The organism is Stenotrophomonas sp. PFBMAA-4 (genome assembly GCF_030053215.1).
Taxonomy (GTDB): domain Bacteria; phylum Pseudomonadota; class Gammaproteobacteria; order Xanthomonadales; family Xanthomonadaceae; genus Stenotrophomonas.
This window is the reverse complement of the sequence record NZ_JASGBW010000005.1, coordinates 125,508-148,326: the sequence shown is the minus strand read 5'-3', so window position 1 is coordinate 148,326 and position 22,819 is coordinate 125,508. Positions and strand designations below refer to the sequence as shown.

Sequence of the window (22,819 nt, the reverse complement as noted above, 5' to 3'; positions counted from 1 at the left end):
GGAGCGGCTTACAGGCCGGCCCAGGCTTCCACTTCCTCGACGAAGTGGTGCACGTCCAGGTAGCGGTTGTAGAGCGGGGTGGGCGAAATGCGGATCACGTCCGGCTCGCGCCAGTCACCCAGCACGCCGATGGCGCGCAGGTGTTCGAACAGGGCGCGGCCACGCTCGCGGCCGGCGAGCACGCGCAAGGAGAGCTGGCAGCCGCGGCGTTCCGGCTCGGATGGGGTGACGATGTCCAGCACCTGCGGCAGGCGCGCCCGCACCAGTGCATCGAGCAGGCCGGTGAGAGCCAGCGACTTGCGGCGCAGCGCCTCCATGCCGGCCCGCTCGAACAGGTCCAGCGATGCGCGCAGCGGGGCCAGGCCGAGGATCGGCGGGTTGCTCAGCTGCCAGCCTTCGGCGCCGATGGCCGGGTTGAACTGCGGCGCCATCTGGAAGCGGGTCGCTTCATCGTGGCCCCACCAGCCAGCGAAGCGGGGCAGGGTGGTGTCGCGGTGGTGGCGCTCATGCACGAAGGCGCCGGCCACGGCGCCCGGGCCGCTGTTGAGGTACTTGTAGTGGCACCACACCGCGAAGTCCGGCGCGACATCGTGCAGGTGCAGCGGCAGGTTGCCGACCGAATGGGCCAGGTCGAAGCCGATCCGGGCGCCCTGCAGGCGCGCGATGCGGGTGATCGCATCGAGGTCGAATGCCTGGCCGGTGCGGTACTGCACGCCCGGCCACAGCACCAGCGCCAGGCGCGGGCCGTGTTCGCCGATGGCGCGTTCGATGGTGGCCATCGAGATCGTGCCGTTGGCTTCATCCGGCTGCACTTCCACCAGGCAATCGGCCGGGTCGAAGCCGTGGAAGCGGATCTGCGCTTCCACCGCATGGCGGTCGGTCGGGAACGCGCCGGCTTCCATCAGGATGACCGGACGCTCGGTGGTGGGGCGGTAGAAGCTGACCATCATCAGGTGCAGGTTCACGCTCAGCGTGTTCATCGCCACCACTTCGCTGGGCAGCGCACCGACCACGCGGGCCAGCTGCGCGCTGACCAGACGGTGGTAGGACAGCCACTGGGTGGGGCCGGTGAAGTGGCCTTCCACGGCCAGCTCGCCCCACTGCTTCATCACTTCCTGCACGGCGGCCTGCGCGCCACGCGGCTGCAGGCCCAGCGAGTTGCCGACGAAGTAGGTCTGTTCGCCGCCGCCATGGCGCGGAATCAGGAATTCATTGCGCAGCGGGCGCAGCGGATCGGCGGCGTCCAGGGCGATGGCGTGGGTGCGGCTGAGCAGGTCGGACATGGTCGGGCAACAGGCTGCAACGGGGCTGCCAGTGTAGCGCCTGGGATGGTGGGACCGACGCCCGGAACGCTTGCGTGCCGGTTGAACTGTAGAGCCGAGCCCATGCTCGGCTTCGCGGCCCGGCAGCCGAGCATGGGCTCGGCTCTACAAGGGCCATGCCCGGCGAACGTTCAGCCCGGTACCGGCAGCGGATCCACATGCCCACATTCGCTGCAGGTGCGCAGTTCCAGGCTGGCCTGGTAGCGCGCGAACACCTTGGGCAGGTCGGTCTCGATGTTCTGCAGCGGGAAATACTCTTCGTGCAGCTTGTGGTTGCAGCGCTCGCAATGCCAGATCACGCCGTCCTTCTCATGCGGCAGGCGCTTGCGCTCGACCACCAGGCCGATGCCGCCAGGCGGGCGCCGCGGCGAATGCGGCACCCTGGCCGGCAGCAGGAAGATCTCGCCGGCGCGGATGGGGATGTCACGTACCGCGCCATCCTCCTGCACCTTCAGCACCATCTCGCCTTCCAGCTGGTAGAACCACTCCGGGCCTTCGTCGTAGTGGTAGTCGGTGCGCGAGTTCGGCCCGCCCACTACCATCACGATGAAGTCGCCGTTGTCGATCATCTTGTTGCCCACCGGCGGCTTCAGCAGGTGGCGGTGTTCTTCGATCCAGGCGTGCAGGTTGATCGGCGAGGCGAGCATGGTCGGTTCCCCTGGGAGGTCAGTCGCGCTTGCCCTTGCGCGGCACGTAGGACAGGGCCTTTTCGTAAGCCGGCTGCAGGTCTTCCTGCGAACCCACGTCGATGCCCATCTCGCGCACGCGGCCGTCCTTCAGGCTGTACACCCAGCCATGCACCATCAGCTTCTGGCCGCGGGCCCAGGCGTCCTGCACGATGGTCGAGCGGCACAGGTTGGCGACCTGCTCGATCACGTTCAGCTCGCACAGTCGGGCGTGCTTGAGCTCATCGGTCTCGATGGCGTCGATGATCGCGGTGTGCTTCTGCATCACATCACCCACGTGGCGCAGCCAGTTGTCGGCCAGGCCGACGCGGGTGTTGTGCAGGCAGGCGTGCACGCCGCCGCAGCCGTAGTGGCCGACGATCAGGATGTGCTTCACCTTCAGCTGGTCCACCGCGTACTGCACTACGCTCAGGCAGTTCAGATCGGTGTGGGCCACGACGTTCGCCACGTTGCGGTGCACGAACACTTCGCCCGGTGCCATGCCGATGATCTGGTTGGCCGGCACGCGCGAATCGGAACAGCCGATCCACAGGTATTCCGGGTGCTGCTGCTTGGCCAGCTGGTGGAAGAACTCGGGGTCTTCCTTCTCGATGCGGTCGGCCCAGTCGCGGTTGTTCTGCAGCAGCTTGTGGATGTCTTTCATGTTCGGGTCCCTGGCGTCGGGTGGGCGAAGGGCGTGGCCGTCCGGCCGCGCCTTCGCGGGAAACAATGCGCTCAGTCGCTGGCGGCGGTCTGCGCGCGGTGCCAGCGCATCCACTGCGCCAGCTCGGTGAAATGCGGGGTGTCGAGCTTTTCCAGTTCGGCGATCACTGCCTGCTGGTTGGCCTCGGGGTGGTTCTGGCTCAGTTTCAGCTTCAGCTGTACCTGTTCCACGGTGAAGCGGAAGCCGATGATGCCGCGCAGCTGGCGACGGTGGTCGTCACGCTGCGGCTCGAACTGCCAGGCCTGGCCGACGCTGGCTTCGAAGCGGTCGCCGATGTCGGAGACCAGCTGGGCCAGTTCGTCCGTATCGTCGAAACGCTGCAGCTGGCCGCGCAGTTCGGCGGCGGCATAGTTCCAGGTCGGCACGCGTGAGGCGGCTTCCTTGTCCGGGTACCAGCTGGCCGACACATAGCCATGCGGGCCGTCCACCAGCACCTTGGCCGCGCCGTCGTGGCGCGCCTGCGGGTTGGCCCGGGCCCAGTGGCCGCGCAGTTCGATCCGGTCGCCGTCGCGCCGGTACAGCACGGGCACGCGGGTCAGCTCGGGCAGGCCGTCGTCACCGGTGGTCAGCACGGTGACGAACGGATCACGCGCCAGCAGGCGATCCAGCCAGAGCAGGTCGGTCGCGGCGAAGTCGCGTGGGGTGAACATGATTTGCGCCTCAGGCGCGCGCGCCCAGCGACTGGATCATGCGCCCGCGCAGGCCTTCATCGCTGCCGGCCTGCGGCGGCTGCACTTCGTGCAGGCTGAAGCCACGCACCAGCGCATCTTCTTCGTCCAGGCCGTCGTACTCGACGAATTCGGCGTCGAACAGCTGCGAACGCGCGGTGTCTTCGCTGTCATAGCTCAGCGTGTTGCCGTCGCTGTCGAGCACTTCGGCGGTGCCGGCCGGGCGCACGCGCAGGCGGGCCCAGATCAGGGTGTTGCCGAGGCTGGCCAGCCACCAGCTGTCACGTGCGTCGTTGTTGTCGTTCATGTGTGTGTTACCAGAGCGAGACCAGCCAGAGCAGGGCGGCCATGCCCAGTCCGGCCAGCAGGGTCAGCAGCGATACCCAGGCCGGCGTCGCCAGCCCGGACAGCGAGCGGTCCGGCTGCTGGCGGTAATCGCGGCGCAGCAGCCAGGCCAGGGCATCGGGCTTGAGGAAGGCGCCATTGCCGAAGCGCGCGGCGAGCGCCGGATGCCGGTCGCGCACGTGCACCAGGGTCAATGGCCAGAAGATCACGAAGGCACTGAACCCGGCCACTGCGACGCCGACGAAACAGAGGGCGAAGAACAGGGTCATGGGGCAGTACCTCCGTGGTCGTTGGGGGTGGGCTTAGAAGTCCGCGCTGCCCGGGGCGCGCGGGTAGGGGATCGCATCGCGGATGTTGGACAGGCCGCAGACGTAGACCACCAGGCGCTCGAAGCCCAGGCCGAAGCCGGCGTGCGGCACCGAACCGTAGCGGCGGAAATCGCGGTACCAGCTGTAATGCTCGCGATCCAGGCCGAACTGGGCCATGCGCGCATCCAGCACGTCCAGGCGCTCTTCGCGCTGGCTGCCACCGATGATCTCGCCGATGCCCGGAGCCAGCACGTCCATCGCGGCGACGGTCTTGCCGTCGTCGTTCAGGCGCATGTAGAAGGCCTTGATGTGCTCGGGATAGTTGGTCACCACCACCGGGCGGCCGACGTGTTCCTCGGTCAGCCAGCGCTCGTGCTCGGTCTGCAGGTCCAGGCCCCATTCGACCGGGAAGTCGAACTTCTTGCCCGACTTCTGCAGCAGGCTGACCGCATCGGTGTAGTCGATGCGCTCGAACGGTGCGTTGATGAAGTCTTCCAGCTTGGTGATCGCGTTCTTGTCCACGCGCTCGGCGATGAAGGTCAGGTCGTCACCGCGCTCGTTCAGCACGGCACGGAACAGGTACTTCAGGAACTCTTCGGCCAGGCGCGCGTCTTCGGCCAGGTCGGCGAAGGCGATTTCCGGCTCGATCATCCAGAACTCCGCCAGGTGGCGGGTGGTGTGGCTGTTTTCGGCGCGGAAGGTCGGGCCGAAGGTGTAGACCTTGCTCAGCGCCAGGCAGTAGGCCTCGACGTTCAGCTGGCCGGACACGGTCAGGAAGGTTTCCTTGCCGAAGAAATCGCGGCTGAAATCGATCGCGCCCTTCTCGTCGCGCGGCAGGTTCACCATGTCCAGGGTGGACACGCGGAACATCTGGCCGGCGCCTTCGGCGTCGGACGTGGTGATGATCGGGGTGCTGATCCAGTTGAAGCCGTTCTCGTGGAAGAAACGGTGCACGGCCTGGGCCAGGCAGTTGCGGATGCGGGTGACCGCGCCGAACAGGTTGGTGCGCGGGCGCAGGTGCGCCACTTCACGCAGGAACTCCGGCGACATCGGCTTGGGCTGGATCGGGTAGGTGAGCGGGTCCTCGACCCAGCCGACCACCTCCAGCGCGCTGGCCTGGATCTCGAACGACTGGCCCTTGCCCTGCGACTTCACCAGGGTGCCGGTGGCGATGACCGAGCAGCCGCTGGTCAGGCGCTTGATCTCGTCGAAATTGGCCAGGGTGTCGTTGGCCACGACCTGGATCGGCGCGAAGCAGGAACCGTCGCTCACATTGACGAAGGCCAGATTCGCTGAACCGCGCACCGTGCGCACCCATCCGCGTACCGTGACTTCGCCGCCTTCCGGGATCTTCCCGGCAAGCGCATGTTCAACGCTGACCACCGTCATGACTTGAATCCTCTGCTGATCGACTCGATCTGTGAACACGGGAGTTTACCGGTTGCAGCGTTCTGCTTGCGAGGCATTTTTCGCGGCCGTGGCTCCTTATAATGTCCCCGTACCCCTGGAGTGAGCCTCATGGCCGTCAGCCTGACCCCCATCGCCTTCGAGCGCGTGCAGCGCTTCGTCGCCCAGACCCCCGGCGCCCTGGGCCTGCGCTTCGGCGTGACCAAGACCGGCTGCTCCGGCTGGGGCCACGTGACCGACCTGGCCCGTGACGAGCGTGACGGCGACACCGTGTTCGACCAGGACGGCGTGAAGATCTATGTCGACGCCAAGAGCCTGGCCCTGGTGGACGGCACCGTGATCGACTTCGGCAAGCACGGCCTGAGCGAGACCTTCACGTTCAGCAACCCGAACGCCACCGCCGAGTGCGGCTGCGGCGAAAGCTTCACCACCGACGCCGACAAGGCCTGAGCCTCGCCCTGACGACCGCCGGGCATGGTCCGGCGCTACCGGAGCCTGCTCGGGTAGATGCCGGCCTTGGTCGGCAGGGAAGGAATCCACGGAATGGAACGACCGGTCTTCACCTATCACCCCAACGCCTACGCGCTTTCCTTCGAGGAAATCGATGGGACCTGCGACTGCTGCGACGAGCCGCGGACGCTGCGCTACCGGGGGCCGTTCCATACGCGCCTGCGTCCGGATTATCTGTGCCCCTGGTGCATCGCCGATGGTAGGGCCGCAGCCAGCTATGAGGGCGAATTCACGGCCTGGAGTGATATCGAGGGCGTGTCGCCGGACCCGGCCGACCCGCCGCCGACCATTGCCCGCGAGCTGCTGCTGGAAATCTGTGATCGCACCCCGGGCTATGCCTCCTGGCAGCAGTCGGTCTGGCTGAGCCATTGTGAACGGCCGTGTGCCTTCCTCGGTTACGCCGGCAGCGAAGACCTTCAGCCCATCCTCGAAAAGGTCCGGCCGGACGTGGCCGAGGTCAATCCGCGCGATGCCGGCTGGGTGCTGGAGCATCTGAGCCGGGATGGCGAGATGGTCGGGTGCCTGTTCCAGTGCCTGGAATGCGGCCAGCACCGCCTTCATGTCGATCTGGGGTAGCCGTGGGCGGGTTCAGGTTGCCTGGCCCCGGCCGGTTGCCCGGCACCCCCCATCTGCGCCATAATGCGCGGCTTCCTGCCTTCCTGGCGGGAACCCTTGCCCCACCGCGGTAACCACGGCGGGGGGCTGTCCGGCCGCAAGGCCACATCCGAAAGGTAGAAAAACATGAGTCGTCATTACGAAATCGTGTTCATGGTCCACCCGGACCAGAGCGAGCAGGTCCCGGCCATGATCGAGCGCTACAAGTCGCTGGTCGAGAACGGCAACGGCACCATCCACCGTCTGGAAGACTGGGGCCGCCGCCAGCTGGCGTACCCGATCCAGAACCTGGTGAAGGCGCACTACGTGCTGCTGAACATCGAAGCCGACCAGGCCGTTCTGAACGAACTGACCGAAAGCTTCCGCTTCAACGACGCCGTGCTGCGCAACCTGGTCATCAAGCGTGACGAGGCTGACACCGAGCAGTCGCTGATCATGAAGAGCAAGGACGAGAAGGGTGACAAGCCCGAGCGTGGTGAGCGTCGTCGTCGTGATGACGAAGAAGGCGAAACCACCCCCGCCGCTGACAACGATGCCGGCGACGACGCCGCTTCGGCCGCCTAAGGAGCACTGACATGTCCAAGTTCTTCCGTCGCCGCAAGTTCTGCAAGTTCACCGCTGAAGGTGTCAAGGAGATCGATTACAAGGATCTCAACACCCTGCGCCAGTACCTGACCGAGAACGGCAAGATCGTGCCGAGCCGCGTCACCGGTACCAAGTCGAAGTACCAGCGCCAGCTGGCGACCGCCGTCAAGCGCGCTCGCTTCCTGGCCCTGATCCCGTACACCGACAACCACGACGTCTGATGCCCGGCGGGGCGGCCCGGTGCCGCCCCCGCTGTGCCAGCTATTCGGACAGCCTTTGTTGCGGGGCATCGCCTCGCTAACGAATAACTTATCTGGAGCAATACCATGCAGCTGATCCTCCTGCAGAAAGTCACCAACCTCGGCAACCTGGGCGACCTGGTCGACGTGAAGCCGGGCTACGGCCGTAACTTCCTCGTGCCGCAGGGCAAGGCCGTTCCGGCCACCGAGAGCAACAAGGCCGAGTTCGAAGCCAAGCGCGCCGAATACGAAGCCAAGGCCCAGGCCATCCACGCCGACGCTGACGCCCGCAAGGCCAAGCTGGAAGGCGCGAGCGTGACCATCGCCGCCAACGCTTCGACCGAAGGCAAGCTGTACGGTTCGGTCGGCGCCCGCGAAATCGCTGATGCCTTCACCGCTGCCGGCTTCGAGCTGAACAAGAGCGAAGTCATCCTGGGCGAAGGCGCCTTCCGCAACATCGGTGAGTACGACGTCCTGGTGCACCTGCACGCCGACGTCGAAACCACCGTCAAGGTTGTGGTTGAAGCCGAAAAGGCCTGATCCCAAGCCGCAAGGCCTGGTGTCACCAGAACGGGCGCCCGCAAGGGTGCCCGTTTTGTTTTGTGGGCCCCTGTCCGCGCGGCCGGGCCCGGGTAATGTTCCACGCCCCTCGTAGAACACAGCCACATCGGTATACTCAGGGCGTCACACCCGTTCCACGGCCAGCGATCCCAGCAGGATCAATGACTTGGAGGGTAAGCAGGCCGCTCGCCGGCCCCAGTCCGGAACCTCTATGCGTCTTTCCACGATCAAGCTGTCCGGCTTCAAGTCGTTCGTCGATCCGACCACCCTGCACCTGCCGACCAACATGACCGGCGTGGTGGGGCCCAATGGCTGCGGCAAGTCGAACATCATCGACGCCGTGCGCTGGGTCATGGGCGAAAGTTCGGCCAGCCGCCTGCGCGGCGATTCGCTGACCGACGTGATCTTCTCCGGTTCCAACGCCCGCAAGCCGGTCTCGCAGGCCACCGTCGAGCTGATCTTCGACAACTCGGACCACACGATTTCCGGCGAGTACGCCTCGTTCAACGAAATCTCGGTCAAGCGCACCGTCAGCCGCGACGGCAGCAGCAACTATTATCTCAACGGCACCAAGTGCCGCCGCCGCGATATCACCGATCTGTTCCTGGGCACCGGCCTGGGGCCGCGCAGCTACTCGATCATCGAGCAGGGCATGATCAGCCAGATCATCGAGGCGCGGCCGGAAGACCTGCGCGTGTACCTGGAGGAGGCCGCCGGCATCTCCAAGTACAAGGAGCGCCGCAAGGAAACCGAAACCCGCATCCGCCATACCCGCGAGAACCTCGACCGCCTGGGCGACCTGCGTGACGAGATCAGCAAGCAGCTCGAACACCTCAAGCGCCAGGCCCGGCAGGCCGAGCAGTACCAGGCCTTGCAGGAAGAGCGCCGGGTCAAGGATGCCGAGTGGAAGACCCTGGAGTTCCGCGGCCTTGATGGCCGCCTGTCCAAGCTGCGCGAAGGCCTCTCGCAGGAAGAAACCAAGCTGCAGCAGCTGATCGCCGACCAGCGCGAAGCCGAGGCCCGCATCGAGACCTCGCGCGTGCGCCGCGAAGAGGCTGCCGATGCGCTCAATACCGCGCAGGCCGCCGTCTACCAGGTGGGCAGCACCCTGGCCCGCGTCGAGCAGCAGATCCAGCACCAGCGCGAACTGTCGCAGCGCCTGCACAAGGCGCGCGATGAAACCCGGCAGGCATTGTCCGAGCTGGGCCAGCACATCAGCGGCGACGAAGCCAAGCTGATGGTGCTGCGCGAGGCGGTCGACGATGCCACTCCGCAGCTGGAAGCGCTGCAGGAAGAGAACGAATTCAAGCAGGAGAGCCTGCGCGAGGCCGAAGACCGCCTGGCCAGCTGGCAGCAGCGCTGGGAGCAGCACACCTCACAGAGTTCGGAAGCTTCGCGCGCCGGCGATGTCGAGCGTACCCGCGTGGACTACCTGGACAAGCAGATCCTCGATGCCGACCGCCGCCGCGAGGCGCTGGCCGCCGAGCGCGCCGGGCTGGACGTGGATGCGCTGGAAGAGGCCTTCGAGCAGCTGCACCTGCAGCACGAAACGCAGAAGACCGCGCTGGACGAACTCGGCGAGGACGTCGAGCAGCGCAAGCAGGGCGTGGCCGCCGTGCAGGAACAGCAGCGCACCGGCCAGAACGAACTGGCCGAGCTGCGCAAGCAGGCCAATGGCCTGCGTGGCCGCCTGGCCTCGCTGGAAACCCTGCAGCAGGCCGCACTCGGCCAGGAGCAGGGTGCCGCCGTGGCCTGGCTGAAGGCGCAGGGGCTGGATTCGGCCGCGCGCGTGGGCGAGCGCCTGGACGTCGACGCGGGCTGGGAAAATGCCGTGGAAAGCGCGCTCGGCCAGTTGATCGAAGGCGTGCTGGTGGATGATCCGGCGCGCCTGGTCGATGCACTGGGCGAGCTGGGCGACGGCCGCATCGCGCTGGTGGCCGACGACGCCGGCGAGCTGAAGGTGGCGGCGACCTCGCTGGCCGCACGCGTACGCGGCCCGGTCGCGATCCGCCGCCTGCTGGCGCACCTGCACGGTGCCCGCGATCTGGCCGAAGCGAAGACGCTGCAGGCCGGTCTGCCCGAGGGCGATTCCATCATCACCCAGGGCGGTGAGCGCCTGGGCCAGGGCTGGCTGCGCGTGTCGCGCTCCGGCGCGGCCGAGCAGGGCGCGCTGCTGCGCGAACGCGAGATCAACGAACTGCGCGAGCAGATCGAACAGCTGCAGGACCGCGAGGCCGAGCTGGAAGAGCAGCTCGCTGGCTTCCGTGACCAGCTGCTGGCAGCGGAGCAGCAGCGCGAGGATGCGCAGCGCACGCTGTACCAGGCCCATCGTGCGGTGTCCGAGCTGGCCGGCCAGTTGCAGGGCCAGCAGGGCAAGGTGGAAGCGGCGCGCACGCGCATCGATCGCATCGAAGGCGAGCTGGCGCAGTTGCTGGAAACACTGGACATCAACCGCGAACAGGCGCGCGAGGCGCGCTCGCGGCTGGAAAACGCCGTCAGCAGCATGGGCGACCTGGAGTCGACGCGGCAGGGCCTGGAAGGCGAACGCCGCCAGCTGACCGATGCGCGCGACCTGGCCCGCGAAGCGGCGCGTTCCGTGCGCGAGCGCTCGCATGCCCTGGCCCTGACCCTGGAATCGCAGCGTGCCCAGGTGGCATCGCTGAGCCAGGCGCTGGAGCGCATGAGCACGCAGCGCGGCCAGCTGGATTCGCGCCTGGGCGAACTGCATTCGCAGCTGGACGAAGGCGATTCGCCGGTTGAATCACTGCAGTCCGAACACCAGAACGCGCTGGAAGAGCGTGTGCGCGCCGACCGCGTGCTGACCGAGGCGCGCACGCTGCTCGATGGCATCGACGCCGAGCTGCGCAATTACGAACAGACCCGCCACCAGCGTGACGAGCAGGCACTGGCCCAGCGTGAGCGCATTTCGCAGCGCAAGCTCGACCAGCAGGCCTTGGTGCTCAGCGCCGAGACCCTGCAGGGCGCGGTGGAAAAGGCCGGTTTCGTGCTGCAGGACGTGCTCAACGCGCTGCCCGATGATGCCCGCCTGGGCGACTGGGAACAGGCCGTGCACCAGATCGATGGCCGCATGCGCCGGCTGGAGCCGGTCAACCTGGCTGCCATCCACGAGTACGGCGAGGCTTCGCAGCGTTCGGACTATCTGGACGCGCAGCACACCGACCTGACCACCGCGCTGGAAACCCTGGAAGACGCCATCCGCAAGATCGACCGCGAAACCCGCGGGCGCTTCAAGGACACCTTCGACCGGGTCAACGCCGGCGTGCAGGCGCTGTACCCGCGCCTGTTCGGCGGCGGCCATGCCTACCTGGAACTGACCGGTGAAGACCTGCTCGACACCGGCGTGACCATCATGGCGCGCCCGCCGGGCAAGCGCGTGTCCAGCATTTCGCTGCTGTCCGGTGGCGAGAAAGCCATGACCGCGGTGGCCCTGGTATTCGCCATCTTCCAGCTCAACCCCGCGCCGTTCTGCCTGCTGGACGAGGTGGATGCGCCGCTGGACGAGGCCAACGTCGGCCGCCTGGCCAACATGGTCAAGGAGATGAGCGAGAAGGTGCAGTTCCTGTTCGTCAGCCACAACAAGGCAACGATGGAGGCGGCCCACCAGCTTTCGGGCGTCACCATGCGCGAGCCGGGCGTCAGCCGCCTGGTCAGCGTGGACCTGGAAGAAGCCGCGCGATTGGCGGGCGCGGCATGACGTGCCATTCTAGTTACCTGAATGAACTAGCCGGAGTACCTACCGAATGACCGACACGGCACTGTTGCGCATCGGCATCCTGGCCGCCGGCCTGCTGCTGGTTGCTGCGATCTTCCTGTTTGGCCGTCCGAAGAAGAAGCCGCAGGGACGTCGCGTGGAGAGCGCCGAACCGACTGCCGGCGAGCGCCGCGAGCCGGTGCTGGGCGAAGACGGCGTGGCCCTGGCCGAGACCCGCAGCGAGCCGGGCCTGGGCGATGAAGGCCAGCAGGCCGAGCTTGGCCTGGCCGATACCGATGCCGGCAGCAGCGATCTGGGCAAGCGCGCGACCCAGGACTTCGACAAGATCGTGTCGTTGTTCGTGGCCGCCCGCGCCGGTGAGCAGCTGCGTGGCGAGGACATCGTGGTGGCGGCCGAGAAGACCGGCCTGGTGTTCGGCCACATGAACGTGTTCCACCGCCTGGTGGAAGGCCATCCCGAGCGCGGCCCGATCTTCTCGATGGCCAGCATCATGAAGCCGGGCAGCTTTGACATGGCCAACATCCGCGCCATGGAAACCCCGGCCATCGCCTTCTTCCTCACCTTGCCGGCCCCGCTGACCGCGCTGGATGCCTGGGAAAAGATGCTGCCGACCGTGCAGCGCATGGCCGAGCTGCTCGATGGCGTGGTGCTGGATGACAGCCGCAACGCCCTGGGCCGCCAGCGCATCGCCCACATCCGCGACGAGCTGCGTGCCTACGACCGCCAGCACCAGGCCCCGCCGCTGACCAAAACCCCGCGCTGGTAAGCGCGTTTTTTCCGGTGTGCCGACCAACGGTCGGCACCCACCCCGACCAACGGTCGGCACCCACCCGGGTAGATCCACGCCATGCGTGGATGGGTTACGCCGGCACGCCGGTGACCTTCGCGAATGCGCGGCGGAACGCGGCCATTTCCTCTTCGGTGCCCACGGTCACCCGCACGCGTTGCGGCCAGATCGGCCAGCTGCGGCCGATTACCACGCCGGCGTCGGCCATCGCCTTGGCGAACGCGTTGCCATCGCGCTGCACATCCACCACGAAGCAGTTTGCTTCCGACGGCACGCAGCTGAAGCCGCGCTTGCCCAGCCAGGCGATGGTGGCCTGCCGGGCCTTGGCATTCTGCAGTCGCCGCTGCGTGATCAACCGGGGATCCTGCAGGCTGGCCAGCGCGGCCGCCAGCGCCGGCACCGGCAGCGGGTTCTCGCCCAGGCTGGCCAGTTCGCGCAGCCGGTCGGTGTGGGCCGCCGCCACGCCCAGGCGCAGGCCGGCCATGCCGTAGAGCTTGGAGAACGTACGCAGCACGATCAGGTCATCGCGCTGGGCCACCTGTGCGATCAGGCTCGGCTGCTCGCTGTACTGCAGGTAGGCCTCGTCCACCAGTACGCGCGTGCTGGTCGGCTTGTTGGCCAGCAGCCAAGCCAGTTCGGCCGGCGGGCTGATCGAGCCGGTGGGATTGTTCGGATTGCACACGTACACCAGCCCCGTCGGCTGCGCATGCGCCGCAGCCACCATCGCGCGCAGGTCGTGTGAACCATCGGCGCGCAGCGGCACCTTCTGCACATGAGCGCCACGCGCAGCAGCCATGTCACCGAGCGTTTCGAAGGTGGGGTCGGCCACCACCAGCGCGGCCTGCGGGCCGGTCCACAGCGTGGCGGCGCGGTTCAACGGCTCGCTGGAACCCGGGTAGAGGCGCACATGATCGGCCGGGATGCCGGCCTGGGCGACGAAGGCATCGCGCACCTGCCCCGCCAGGGCGAACTGATACCGGCCGCTGCCGGCAACGCTGTCGCGTGCCGCCTGCTGGGCGGCGGGCGAGGGGCCATACGGGCACTCATTGAAATTGAGCAGGACCGGGCCGGCGGCAGCGGGTGCCGCGGTGGGCTGGGCCTGGCCAAGGCGGGGCAGGCTGCTGCCGGCGGCGACAAGGCCGACGCCGGCCAGTTGCAGGAAGTGGCGGCGGGAAGCGGGCAGGGACACGGGCAGGATTCCGGAGGGCAACCGCAGCACGCTAACGCTGGTAGGGGCGGGCGGCAACCCGTGGTCTGTAGAGTCGAGCTTGCTCGACTGCTCTTGCCCGGCCAGTCGAGCAAGCTCGACTCTACGAGGTCGGGGTCAGAGCCTCTTCGGGGATCCGACCCCAAGAGGTGCCAGCATTACGAGGCCTGGCGCCCGGGCGCGGTAGAATTCACGGCCATCCCAGAAACACCGGATCCCGATGAGCCCCAGCCCCGCCGAACGCGCCGAAGACCTCCGCCGGCAGATCGCCCAGGCCAACCGCGCCTACCACGAGCTGGACGCGCCGGAGATCCCCGACGTCGACTACGACCGGCTCGTACGCCAGCTGGAGGCGCTGGAACGCGAACACCCGGAACTGGCCGTGGCCGACAGCCCCACCCAGCAGGTGGGTGCGCGCCCGTCCGGCCGCTTCGCCGAGGTGCGCCATGCGGTGCCGATGCTGTCGCTGTCCAACGCCTTCAGCGATGAGGAAGTGGCCGATTTCGTGCGCCGCATCGACGAGCGCCTCGGCCGCCGCAGCCTGCAGTTCTCGGCCGAACCGAAGATGGACGGGCTGGCGATCAGCCTGCGTTATGAAGACGGCGCGTTCGTGCTGGGCGCCACCCGTGGCGATGGCAGCACCGGCGAGGACGTGACCGCCAACCTGCGTGAGATCAACGACATTCCCAAGCGCCTGCAGGGCCAGGACTGGCCCGACGTGCTGGAAGTGCGCGGCGAGGTCTACATGGCCCGTGCCGATTTCGAGGCCTACAACGACCGCGCGCGCCTGCACGGCGGCAAGGTGCTGGCCAACCCGCGCAATGCCGCGGCCGGTTCGCTGCGCCAGCTGGATGCGAAGATGAGTGCGCAGCGCAGGCTGAGCTTCTTTGCCTACGGCACCGGCGACGTGCAGGGCGGTGAACTGCCCGACACCCATTCGGGCACGCTGGCGCAGCTGGGGGCCTGGGGCTTCCCGGTGAGCGAGCTGTGCAAGGTGGTGGACGGCACTGACGGTCTGCTCGGTTACTACCGTGACATCGGCGAGCGCCGCGACGGCCTGCCGTTCGATATCGACGGCGTGGTCTACAAGCTCGACGATCGCGCCGGCCAGCAGGCCATGGGGTTCGTCTCGCGCGCGCCGCGCTGGGCCATCGCGCACAAGTTCCCGGCGCAGGAACAGAGCACCACGGTCGAGGCGATCGAGATCCAGATCGGCCGCACCGGTGCCGCAACACCGGTCGCGCGCCTGGCGCCGGTGGCAGTGGCCGGCGTGATCGTTTCCAACGCCACGCTGCACAACGCGGACCAGATCGCACGCCTGGACGTGCGCGTGGGTGACAGCGTGATCGTGCGCCGCGCCGGTGATGTCATTCCCGAAGTGGTCAGCGTCATCCTCGACCGCCGCCCGCAGGGCACCACACCGTGGCAGATGCCGACCCGTTGCCCGGTATGCGGCTCGGAAATCGTGCGCGAAGAAGGCGCCGCCGCGTGGCGCTGCTCGGGCGAACTGAGCTGCCCGGCGCAGCGCAAGGAAGCCATCGCGCACTTCGCCTCGCGCCGTGCGATGGACATCGATGGGCTGGGGGACAAGTACATCGAAACCCTGGTCGACGCCGGCATCGTCAAGCGCGTTGCCGACCTGTACCAGCTGACCCGCGACCAGCTGCTGCACCTGAAACTGGTGCTCGATGCCGAGGATCCCTCGGCGCTGGCCAACAGCCTCAAGCCGCACCTGCCGGCCGAAGGCAGTGGCGATGTGCTCAATGCCGTGCTCAAGCTGGACGGCCAGGACCCGGCATGGCGCGCGCAGGCGCTGGTGCAGCCGGTGGTGTTCGAATGGAACACGAAGAAGATCGCGACCAAGTGGGCCGACAACCTGATCGCCGCCATCGATGCCAGCCGCGAGGCCAGCCTGGAACGGCTGCTGTTCGCGCTGGGCATCGAGCACGTGGGCGAAAGCACGGCCAAGGCGCTGGCGCTGTGGTTTGGTGATCTGGCGCTGATCCGCCGCCTGCCGTGGCCGCTGTTCAAGCGCGTGCCGGATATCGGGGGCGAAGTGGCGCGTTCGCTGGGGCACTTCTTCGAACAGCAGGGCAACCAGCAGGCCATCGATGCGCTGCTGCAGGTCGGCCAGGTACGCATCCGCGATGCCCATCCGCCGAGCGCCAAGCTGCGCGAGGGCCTGGACCTGGCCCAGCTGCTGGTGGAGGCCGAGATTCCCGGCATCACCCGCCTGCGTGCGGAGAAGCTGGTGGCCGTGCTGCCCAGCGCACAGGCGGTGCTGGACGCCGAGCATGGCCAGTTCGTCAACGCCGGCCTGCCCGATGACACCGCGCGCGGCGTGGCCCAGTGGCTGGACACGGATGGCCATGGCGCGATGCTGCTGGCGGCGGAGACCGAGATGCAGCACATCCTGGCCAAGGCGCCGGCGCTGGCCGAGGTCGTCGCTGGTCCGCTGGATGGGCAGACCGTGGTGCTCACCGGCACGCTGGCCCAGCTCACCCGCGATGTCGCCAAGGATCGCCTGGAAGCGCTGGGGGCCAAGGTCTCCGGCAGTGTCTCCAAGAAGACCAGTTTCCTGGTGGCGGGCACCGAGGCCGGCTCCAAGCTGGACAAGGCGCAGTCGCTGGGGGTGCCGGTGTGGGATGAAGACCGCCTGCTGGCCTATCTGGCCGAACACGAGTAATGACCCCGCCGGGCGCTGCGTGCGCCCGGTCTGACGCATGAGAGGACAACCGATGCAGACCGCCCCGCTGGATTTCCGCCTGGCCACCCGTGCCGACGAGGCGCTGCTGATCGCGCTGATGCGTGAGTTCTACGCCGAAGACAAGATCGAATTCGACGACGCACGCGTGCGCCGTGGCGTCGATGCACTGCTGGCCGACCCGCGCAACGGCGAAGTGCTGCTGTGGCTGGACGAGGCAGGGGAGGTCTGCGGCTACGCGGTCATCGCCATGGGCTTCAGCCTGGAGCAGGGCGGCCATTTCATGCTGCTGGACGAGCTGTACCTGGCGCATCGCGCGCGCGGCCGCGGCCGTGGCAAGCAGGCGCTGGCCACCTGCGAACAGCGTGCACGTGGCCGCGGTGTCAGCCGCCTGCGCCTGGAAGTGAACCACCACAACGAACTGGCGCGACGCCTGTACCTGGCCAGCGGCTACATCGATGACACCCGCGATCTGCTGACCCTGCCGCTGGACCACCCGCGCCCGGAGGGCATCCTGTGAGCGAGGCCCTGCTGCGCGCGCTGCAGCAGCGTGCCGCGCTCAATGCGCTGGTGCGCCGCTTCTTTGCCGAGCGCGATGTGCTGGAAGTGGAAACGCCGATCCTCTCGGTGGCCGGCAACACCGAACCGAACATCGACAGCTTCCATACCGATTTCAGTGGCCACGTCGATGCCGGTGGCCGCCGCCGCTGGCTGCGCACGTCGCCGGAATTTCCCCTCAAGCGCCTGCTCGCCGCGGGCGTGGGCGACTGCTACGAACTCGGCCGGGTGTTCCGCAATGGCGAGGCCGGTGGCCGCCACAATCCCGAGTTCACCATGCTGGAGTGGTACCGCGTGGGCTGGGACCACCATCGCCTGGTGCAGGAAACCGCCGAGCTGGTGCGCCAGGCGCTGGCGCTGGTCGGGCGCGCGGCAACACTGCGCGTGCTCAGCTACCGTGAACTGTTCCAGCAGCATGCCGGCGTCGATCCGTTCGATGCGGACGAAGGTGCGCTGCGCACCGCGCTGGGTGACGTGCACATCGATCCGGTGGGCCTGACCCGTGACGACTGGCTCGACCTGCTGATGACCCACCGCATCCAACCGCACTTCGATGACGCGGTCATGACCGTGGTGCATGACTGGCCCGCCAGCCAGGCGGCGCTGGCGCGCATCCGCGCGGGCACGCCAGCGCTGGCCGAGCGGTTCGAGCTGTACCTGGGGGCGGTCGAGCTCGCCAACGGCTATCACGAGCTGAACGATGCAGGCGAGCAGCGTGCGCGCTTCGAACGTGACCAGCAGCGCCGGCACGAACGCGGCCAGGTGCAGCCGGCGCTCGATGAGGCCTTGCTGGCGGCATTGCCTGCGATGCCCGCCTGTGCAGGTGTCGCGGTGGGCGTGGATCGCCTGCTGATGGCGATGAACCGCACGCCGCGCATCGCCGATGTGCTGGCCTTCGATTTCGCGCATGCCTGAACGCATGCGCGTGCGTTGCGCCTGAACAAAACCGACGGATTTCGCGCTTGATTCAGCAAGCACGATGATGGTCTTATCACGCCTGATGCGGGACACTGGCATCGTGATTCATCCGCTCCGTTGGGGAATGCTTTGGTCAAGTGGTTTGCGGTCGTGGCGGCACCGGTGTACTCCATGGCGATATGGGGCGGCGTGCTGCCGTCGTCGGCGTCGGCCCAGCCGGCCGGCTACGAGGGCGAAGTGGTGACCTGCGAATCGCGCGACATGGGCTGGGTGCACTGCGATATCGACGTCAGCAACGGCGTCGACCTGGTGCGCCAGTTGTCGAGCAATACCTGCATCCGTGGCAGCGAGTGGGGCACCGACCGCAGTGGCGTGTGGGTGACCCTGGGCTGCCGTGCTGAATTCCGCGCGCGTTCCGCGCAGGGTGCCGCCGGCACGACTGCTGCCAGCGACGGCAAGGGCAAGCGCCTGGTGCGCCGCGTGGTGCGCTGCGAATCCAACGGCCGACCGCAGAGCTGCCCTGTGCGGCTGGATGGCGCGCCGGTTCGCCTGCTGCGCCAGCTTTCCGTGCTGCCATGCCGCGAAGGGCAGGGCTGGGGCTACAAGCGCAACGAGGTCTGGACCAGCCGCGGCTGCCAGGGCGATTTCGAAGTGGCCGACGATGACGGCCGGTTCGTCGACGTGGCACGCAAGCTGACCTGCGAATCCAAGTCCAAGCGGCGGCGCTTCTGCGGTGCCACCATCTCCACCGAGGCGAAGGTGATCAAGCAGTTGTCCGGCACGCCCTGCGAGGAAGGCAGGACCTGGGGCTGGAGCCGCAACGGCATCTGGGTGGATGGCGGCTGCCGCGCCGATTTCTCGGTGAATTGAGCCCGCGCAGGCTCCAACCGCGCCGGGCGTGGCCCTACAATGGGCCCATGAACACTGCCACCGACCTCGACTACGCCCGCTACGACCACATCCGCCCGATCCTGTGGACCGGCGATGCCCTGCAACTGCTGGACCAGCGCAAGCTGCCGTTCGTGGTCGAACACGTGGTCTGCCATGACAGCGACGAAGTCGCCAGCGCCATCCATGCACTGACCGTGCGCGGTGCACCGGCCATCGGCATCGCCGCCGCCTGGGGCGTGGTGCTGGCGGCACGCGACGTGCAGGCTGCCGATGGTGCACATGCACTGCAGCAGCTGGAACCGGCCCTGCAGCGGCTGAACGCCTCGCGCCCCACCGCAGTGAACCTGGCCTGGGCACTGGCGCGCATGCGCCGCTGCCTGACCGCCGCCGGCGCCGACTGGAAGGCGCTGCTGGAAGCCGAGGCCCAGGCCATCGCCGAGGAAGACCTGGCGGCCAACCGCCACATGGGTGCGCTGGGTGCGGGCCTGATCGAGGCCGGCAGCGGCGTGCTCACCCATTGCAATACCGGCTCGCTGGCCACCGCCGGCTTTGGCACCGCGCTGGGCGTGATCCGCGCCGGCATGGCCCAGCACCGCATCGCCCGCGTGTTCGCCGGTGAAACCCGGCCGTGGCTGCAGGGCGCACGCCTGACCGTGTGGGAGCTGCAGCAGGACGGCATCGACGCCACCCTGATCGCCGATTCGGCCGCCTCGCACCTGATGAAGACCGGCGCGGTGCAGTGGGTGATCGTCGGCGCCGACCGCATCTGCGCCAACGGCGATACCGCCAACAAGATCGGCACCTACCAGCTGGCCATTGCCGCCCGCCACCACGGGGTGAAGTTCATGGTCGTGGCACCGTCCTCGACGGTGGACATGGAGACCGTGGATGGCAGCCAGATCGAGATCGAGCAGCGCGACCCGGGCGAGTTGTACGGCGTGGGCGGCACCCGCACCGTGGCCGAGGGCATCGCCGCCTGGAACCCGGTGTTCGACGTCACCCCGGGCGAGCTGATCGACGCCATCGTGACCGAGCGCGGCGTCATCCTGAACCCGACCGCCGACAACATGCGCGCCGCCTTCGCCGGCTGAGGCCGCGCGGGGTCGGATGCCTGTAGAGCCGAGCCGACGCTCGGCTCAGCCGGGGAATCCACCGCAGCCGAGCATGGGCTCGGCTCTACAGGGGCGCCATGGACCCCTAAGTTCCTGATTTGTGCCGGTAAAATCCCCGTAAAGGGAGGCGGAAAACGGCCTGTTGTGGTAGTATCCACAGGTTGAATCGAGGTTCCGGCACGACCCCCTCCCGCAGAGGGCTGCGCCGGACTGGACCGCTACCAGACAACGGAACCCGAATGGCAGAAACCGCCAAGGAAATCATCCAGGTCAACCTGGAAGACGAGATGCGCAAGAGCTACCTCGATTACGCCATGAGCGTGATCGTGGGCCGCGCGCTCCCGGATGCGCGCGACGGCCTCAAGCCGGTGCATCGCCGCGTGCTGTTCGCGATGAACGAGTTGAACGCGCACAGCAACAAGCCCTACTTCAAGTCGGCGCGTATCGTCGGTGACGTCATCGGTAAGTACCACCCGCATGGCGATCAGTCGGTGTACGACACGCTGGTGCGTCTGGCACAGCCGTTCTCGCTGCGTTACATGCTGGTCGATGGCCAGGGTAACTTCGGCTCGATCGATGGCGACTCCGCCGCGGCGATGCGATACACCGAAGCGCGCATGTCGCGCCTCGCGCATGAGCTGATGGCCGACATCGACAAGGAAACCGTCGATTTCCAGCCCAACTACGACGAAAAGGAACTGGAGCCGACGGTCATGCCGACCCGGTTCCCGAACCTGCTGGTCAACGGTTCGGCCGGTATCGCGGTGGGCATGGCCACCAACATCCCGCCGCACAACCTGAGCGAGTCGATCAACGCCTGCATCGCGCTGATCGACAACCCGGAGATCGATGTCGACGGCCTGATGGAGTACATCCCGGGCCCCGATTTCCCGACCGCCGGCATCATCAACGGCACCGCCGGCATCGTCGCCGGCTACCGCACCGGCCGTGGCCGCGTGCGCATCCGTGCCCGTGCCGATATCGAAGTGGCCGACAACGGCCGCGAATCGATCATCGTCACTGAAATTCCTTACCAGGTGAACAAGGCGCGTCTGATCGAAAAGATCGCCGAGCTGGTCAAGGAAAAGAAGATCGAAGGCATCAGCGAGCTGCGCGATGAGTCCGACAAGGACGGCATGCGCATCTACATCGAGATCAAGCGCGGTGAATCTGCCGAGGTTGTGCTGAACAACCTGTACCAGCAGACGCAGATGGAATCGGTGTTCGGCATCAACATGGTGGCGCTGGTCGATGGCCGCCCGCAGTTGATGAACCTCAAGCAGATGCTCGAGGCCTTCGTCCGCCACCGTCGCGAAGTGGTCACCCGCCGCACCGTGTTCGAGCTGCGCAAGGCGCGCGCCCGTGCCCACGTGCTGGAAGGCCTGACCGTCGCGCTGGCCAACATCGACGAGATGATCGAACTGATCAAGACCTCGCCGAACCCCAACGAAGCGCGCGAACGCATGCTCGCCCGCCTGTGGGAGCCGGGCCTGGTCGGTTCGATGCTGGGCGCCGCCGGTGCCGAAGCCTCGCGACCGGAAGACCTGCCCAAGGGCGTGGGCCTGATCGAGGGCGGCTACCAGCTGACCGAGATCCAGGCCACCCAGATCCTGGAAATGCGCCTGCACCGCCTGACCGGGCTGGAGCAGGACCGCCTGACCGACGAGTACAAGCAGCTGCTGGAAGTGATCGCCGGGCTGATCCACATCCTGGAAGATCCCGACCGCCTGCGCCAGGTCATCCGCGAGGAACTGGTCAACGTCAAGGCAGAATTCGGCGACGAGCGCCGCACCGAGATCCGCCACAGCGAAGAAGACCTGGACATCCTCGACCTGATCGCGCCGGAAGACGTGGTGGTCACCGTGTCCCACGCCGGCTACGTCAAGCGCCAGCCGGTGAGCGTGTACCGCGCGCAGCGCCGCGGTGGCCGTGGCCGCAGTGCGGCGGCGACCAAGGAAGAGGATTTCATCGAACAGCTGTGGCTGGTCAACACGCACGACACGCTGCTGACCTTCACCAGTTCGGGCAAGGTGTTCTGGCTGCCGGTGTACCAGCTGCCCGAAGCCGGTTCCAACGCCCGCGGCCGTCCGATCATCAACTGGATCCCGCTGGAACCGGGCGAACGCGTGCAGGCCGTGCTGCCGGTGCGCGAATACGCCGATGGCCAGTTCGTGTTCTTCGCCACGAAGAACGGTACGGTCAAGAAGACCCCGCTGAGCGAGTTCGCCTTCCGTCTGGCCCGCGGCAAGATCGCGATCAACCTGGACGAGGGCGATGCGCTGGTCGGCGTCGGCCTGACCGATGGTGAGCGTGACATCCTGCTGTTTGCCTCGAACGGCAAGACCGTGCGCTTCGGCGAGGACAAGGTCCGCTCGATGGGCCGTACCGCCACCGGCGTGCGCGGCATCAAGATGCCGGCCGGCGAAGAAGTGGTCAGCCTGATCGTGGCCGAGAGTGCCGGCGGCAGCGAGGACGAGAACGAGGACGACAACGGTGCCGAGGACATCGCAGCCAATGGCGATGCGGTGATCGACGGCGCCGACGACGCCAGCGTGCAGTACATCCTGACCGCCACCGAGAACGGCTACGGCAAGCGCACCCCGCTGCCGGACTACCCGCGCAAGGGTCGTGGCACCCAGGGCGTGATCGGCATCCAGACCACCGAGCGCAACGGCAAGCTGGTCGCCGCGGTGCTGATGGGTTCCGATGACGAGGTTCTGCTGATCTCCGACGGCGGTACCCTGGTGCGTACCCGCGGCTCGGAAATCAGCCGCGTCGGCCGCAACACGCAGGGCGTCACCCTGATCCGCCTGTCCAAGGACGAGAAGCTGCAGGCGGTGGAGCGCATGGATGCCTCGATCGACGAGGACGAGGACGAGGTGGCTGCCGCCGCCCCGGCCACGACCGACGGCGCACCGGCTGCGGCCAGCAGCGAGGACGCCGCGCAGGAGTGATCCTGC

21 protein-coding genes are annotated in these 22,819 nt (G+C 67.4%); 13 read left to right on the top strand and 8 right to left on the bottom strand.

The window, feature by feature from the left end; translation table 11 throughout:
- Nucleotides 1–8: 8 nt before the first annotated feature.
- The 7 genes from kynU to asnS form a co-directional block, all read right to left on the bottom strand.
- Nucleotides 9–1,283 (bottom strand): kynureninase, encoded by a 1,275-nt coding sequence (gene kynU, locus QMZ26_RS05630; RefSeq protein ID WP_283220837.1) that lies wholly within the window; start codon nucleotides 1,281–1,283, stop codon nucleotides 9–11.
- Nucleotides 1,284–1,453: 170 nt separating this feature from the next.
- On the bottom strand, nucleotides 1,454–1,969 hold the full coding sequence (locus tag QMZ26_RS05625; protein WP_283220836.1) for a 3-hydroxyanthranilate 3,4-dioxygenase: 516 nt from the start codon (nucleotides 1,967–1,969) through the stop codon (nucleotides 1,454–1,456).
- 19 nt (nucleotides 1,970–1,988) lie between these two features.
- Complete coding sequence (gene can, locus QMZ26_RS05620; RefSeq protein WP_079222393.1) at nucleotides 1,989–2,651, bottom strand: carbonate dehydratase; 663 nt, start codon at nucleotides 2,649–2,651, stop codon at nucleotides 1,989–1,991.
- A gap of 71 nt (nucleotides 2,652–2,722) precedes the next feature.
- Complete coding sequence (locus QMZ26_RS05615; protein WP_283220835.1) at nucleotides 2,723–3,361, bottom strand: FMN-binding negative transcriptional regulator; 639 nt, start codon at nucleotides 3,359–3,361, stop codon at nucleotides 2,723–2,725.
- A 10-nt stretch (nucleotides 3,362–3,371) separates the two neighbouring features.
- Nucleotides 3,372–3,686 (bottom strand): hypothetical protein, encoded by a 315-nt coding sequence (locus QMZ26_RS05610; protein WP_108769257.1) that lies wholly within the window; start codon nucleotides 3,684–3,686, stop codon nucleotides 3,372–3,374.
- Nucleotides 3,687–3,693: 7 nt separating this feature from the next.
- A complete protein-coding gene (locus tag QMZ26_RS05605; RefSeq protein WP_108769256.1) occupies nucleotides 3,694–3,993 on the bottom strand; it encodes a hypothetical protein in 300 nt (99 codons plus the stop codon).
- Nucleotides 3,994–4,026: 33 nt separating this feature from the next.
- Complete coding sequence (gene asnS / locus QMZ26_RS05600; protein WP_283220834.1) at nucleotides 4,027–5,421, bottom strand: asparagine--tRNA ligase; 1,395 nt, start codon at nucleotides 5,419–5,421, stop codon at nucleotides 4,027–4,029.
- A 129-nt stretch (nucleotides 5,422–5,550) separates the two neighbouring features.
- On the opposite strand from asnS, the gene QMZ26_RS05595 reads away from it, so the two are divergent.
- From QMZ26_RS05595 to zipA, 7 genes are all read left to right on the top strand, one after another.
- Entirely contained in the window at nucleotides 5,551–5,889 is a 339-nt protein-coding gene (locus tag QMZ26_RS05595) for an iron-sulfur cluster assembly accessory protein (RefSeq protein WP_079222388.1), read from the top strand.
- A 93-nt stretch (nucleotides 5,890–5,982) separates the two neighbouring features.
- Nucleotides 5,983–6,525, top strand: a complete 543-nt coding sequence (locus tag QMZ26_RS05590; protein WP_283220833.1) for a CbrC family protein — start codon at nucleotides 5,983–5,985, stop codon at nucleotides 6,523–6,525.
- Between the two features lie 165 nt (nucleotides 6,526–6,690).
- A complete protein-coding gene (gene rpsF, locus QMZ26_RS05585; RefSeq protein WP_006376493.1) occupies nucleotides 6,691–7,128 on the top strand; it encodes a 30S ribosomal protein S6 in 438 nt (145 codons plus the stop codon).
- An 11-nt stretch (nucleotides 7,129–7,139) separates the two neighbouring features.
- Nucleotides 7,140–7,370: a 30S ribosomal protein S18 gene (gene rpsR / locus QMZ26_RS05580; protein ID WP_002804494.1), complete on the top strand. Its 231-nt coding sequence runs from the start codon at nucleotides 7,140–7,142 to the stop codon at nucleotides 7,368–7,370.
- Between the two features lie 105 nt (nucleotides 7,371–7,475).
- Nucleotides 7,476–7,928, top strand: coding sequence for a 50S ribosomal protein L9 (gene rplI / locus QMZ26_RS05575; RefSeq protein ID WP_079222386.1), 453 nt, complete (start codon nucleotides 7,476–7,478; stop codon nucleotides 7,926–7,928).
- A 232-nt stretch (nucleotides 7,929–8,160) separates the two neighbouring features.
- Entirely contained in the window at nucleotides 8,161–11,664 is a 3,504-nt protein-coding gene (smc, locus tag QMZ26_RS05570; protein WP_283220832.1) for a chromosome segregation protein SMC, read from the top strand.
- Nucleotides 11,665–11,710: 46 nt separating this feature from the next.
- Entirely contained in the window at nucleotides 11,711–12,448 is a 738-nt protein-coding gene (gene zipA / locus QMZ26_RS05565) for a cell division protein ZipA (RefSeq protein ID WP_079222384.1), read from the top strand.
- Between the two features lie 94 nt (nucleotides 12,449–12,542).
- Here zipA and QMZ26_RS05560 read toward each other — a convergent pair whose 3' ends face one another.
- A complete protein-coding gene (locus QMZ26_RS05560) occupies nucleotides 12,543–13,658 on the bottom strand; it encodes a pyridoxal phosphate-dependent aminotransferase (protein WP_283220831.1) in 1,116 nt (371 codons plus the stop codon).
- A gap of 232 nt (nucleotides 13,659–13,890) precedes the next feature.
- On the opposite strand from QMZ26_RS05560, the gene ligA reads away from it, so the two are divergent.
- The 6 genes from ligA (at nucleotide 13,891) to gyrA (ending at nucleotide 22,813) form a co-directional block, all read left to right on the top strand.
- Entirely contained in the window at nucleotides 13,891–16,362 is a 2,472-nt protein-coding gene (gene ligA, locus QMZ26_RS05555; RefSeq protein WP_283220858.1) for an NAD-dependent DNA ligase LigA, read from the top strand.
- A gap of 52 nt (nucleotides 16,363–16,414) precedes the next feature.
- Nucleotides 16,415–16,900 carry a GNAT family N-acetyltransferase gene (locus tag QMZ26_RS05550; protein WP_079222381.1) on the top strand — a complete coding sequence of 162 codons (486 nt, stop codon included), beginning with the start codon at nucleotides 16,415–16,417 and terminating at the stop codon, nucleotides 16,898–16,900.
- Complete coding sequence (gene epmA / locus QMZ26_RS05545; protein WP_283220830.1) at nucleotides 16,897–17,853, top strand: EF-P lysine aminoacylase EpmA; 957 nt, start codon at nucleotides 16,897–16,899, stop codon at nucleotides 17,851–17,853. The genes QMZ26_RS05550 and epmA overlap by 4 nt, the downstream gene beginning before the upstream one ends.
- A 132-nt stretch (nucleotides 17,854–17,985) precedes the next feature.
- Nucleotides 17,986–18,726: a DUF3011 domain-containing protein gene (locus QMZ26_RS05540; RefSeq protein ID WP_108758456.1), complete on the top strand. Its 741-nt coding sequence runs from the start codon at nucleotides 17,986–17,988 to the stop codon at nucleotides 18,724–18,726.
- A gap of 47 nt (nucleotides 18,727–18,773) precedes the next feature.
- On the top strand, nucleotides 18,774–19,838 hold the full coding sequence (gene mtnA, locus QMZ26_RS05535) for an S-methyl-5-thioribose-1-phosphate isomerase (RefSeq protein ID WP_283220829.1): 1,065 nt from the start codon (nucleotides 18,774–18,776) through the stop codon (nucleotides 19,836–19,838).
- 260 nt (nucleotides 19,839–20,098) lie between these two features.
- The gene (gene gyrA / locus QMZ26_RS05530) at nucleotides 20,099–22,813 is read left to right on the top strand and encodes a DNA gyrase subunit A (protein ID WP_283220828.1); all 2,715 of its coding nucleotides are present in this window, start codon (nucleotides 20,099–20,101) and stop codon (nucleotides 22,811–22,813) included.
- Nucleotides 22,814–22,819: the final 6 nt, after the last annotated feature.

Bases quoted from the DNA above. Each gene is read 5' to 3' on its own strand.
- kynU (WP_283220837.1), bottom strand. From the start codon at position 1,283: ATGTCCGACCTGCTCAGCCGCACCCACGCCATCGCCCTGGACGCCGCC.
- QMZ26_RS05625 (WP_283220836.1), bottom strand. From the start codon at position 1,969: ATGCTCGCCTCGCCGATCAACCTGCACGCCTGGATCGAAGAACACCGC.
- can (WP_079222393.1), bottom strand. From the start codon at position 2,651: ATGAAAGACATCCACAAGCTGCTGCAGAACAACCGCGACTGGGCCGAC.
- QMZ26_RS05615 (WP_283220835.1), bottom strand. From the start codon at position 3,361: ATGTTCACCCCACGCGACTTCGCCGCGACCGACCTGCTCTGGCTGGAT.
- QMZ26_RS05610 (WP_108769257.1), bottom strand. From the start codon at position 3,686: ATGAACGACAACAACGACGCACGTGACAGCTGGTGGCTGGCCAGCCTC.
- QMZ26_RS05605 (WP_108769256.1), bottom strand. From the start codon at position 3,993: ATGACCCTGTTCTTCGCCCTCTGTTTCGTCGGCGTCGCAGTGGCCGGG.
- asnS (WP_283220834.1), bottom strand. From the start codon at position 5,421: ATGACGGTGGTCAGCGTTGAACATGCGCTTGCCGGGAAGATCCCGGAA.
- QMZ26_RS05595 (WP_079222388.1), top strand. From the start codon at position 5,551: ATGGCCGTCAGCCTGACCCCCATCGCCTTCGAGCGCGTGCAGCGCTTC.
- QMZ26_RS05590 (WP_283220833.1), top strand. From the start codon at position 5,983: ATGGAACGACCGGTCTTCACCTATCACCCCAACGCCTACGCGCTTTCC.
- rpsF (WP_006376493.1), top strand. From the start codon at position 6,691: ATGAGTCGTCATTACGAAATCGTGTTCATGGTCCACCCGGACCAGAGC.
- rpsR (WP_002804494.1), top strand. From the start codon at position 7,140: ATGTCCAAGTTCTTCCGTCGCCGCAAGTTCTGCAAGTTCACCGCTGAA.
- rplI (WP_079222386.1), top strand. From the start codon at position 7,476: ATGCAGCTGATCCTCCTGCAGAAAGTCACCAACCTCGGCAACCTGGGC.
- smc (WP_283220832.1), top strand. From the start codon at position 8,161: ATGCGTCTTTCCACGATCAAGCTGTCCGGCTTCAAGTCGTTCGTCGAT.
- zipA (WP_079222384.1), top strand. From the start codon at position 11,711: ATGACCGACACGGCACTGTTGCGCATCGGCATCCTGGCCGCCGGCCTG.
- QMZ26_RS05550 (WP_079222381.1), top strand. From the start codon at position 16,415: ATGCAGACCGCCCCGCTGGATTTCCGCCTGGCCACCCGTGCCGACGAG.
- mtnA (WP_283220829.1), top strand. From the start codon at position 18,774: ATGAACACTGCCACCGACCTCGACTACGCCCGCTACGACCACATCCGC.
- gyrA (WP_283220828.1), top strand. From the start codon at position 20,099: ATGGCAGAAACCGCCAAGGAAATCATCCAGGTCAACCTGGAAGACGAG.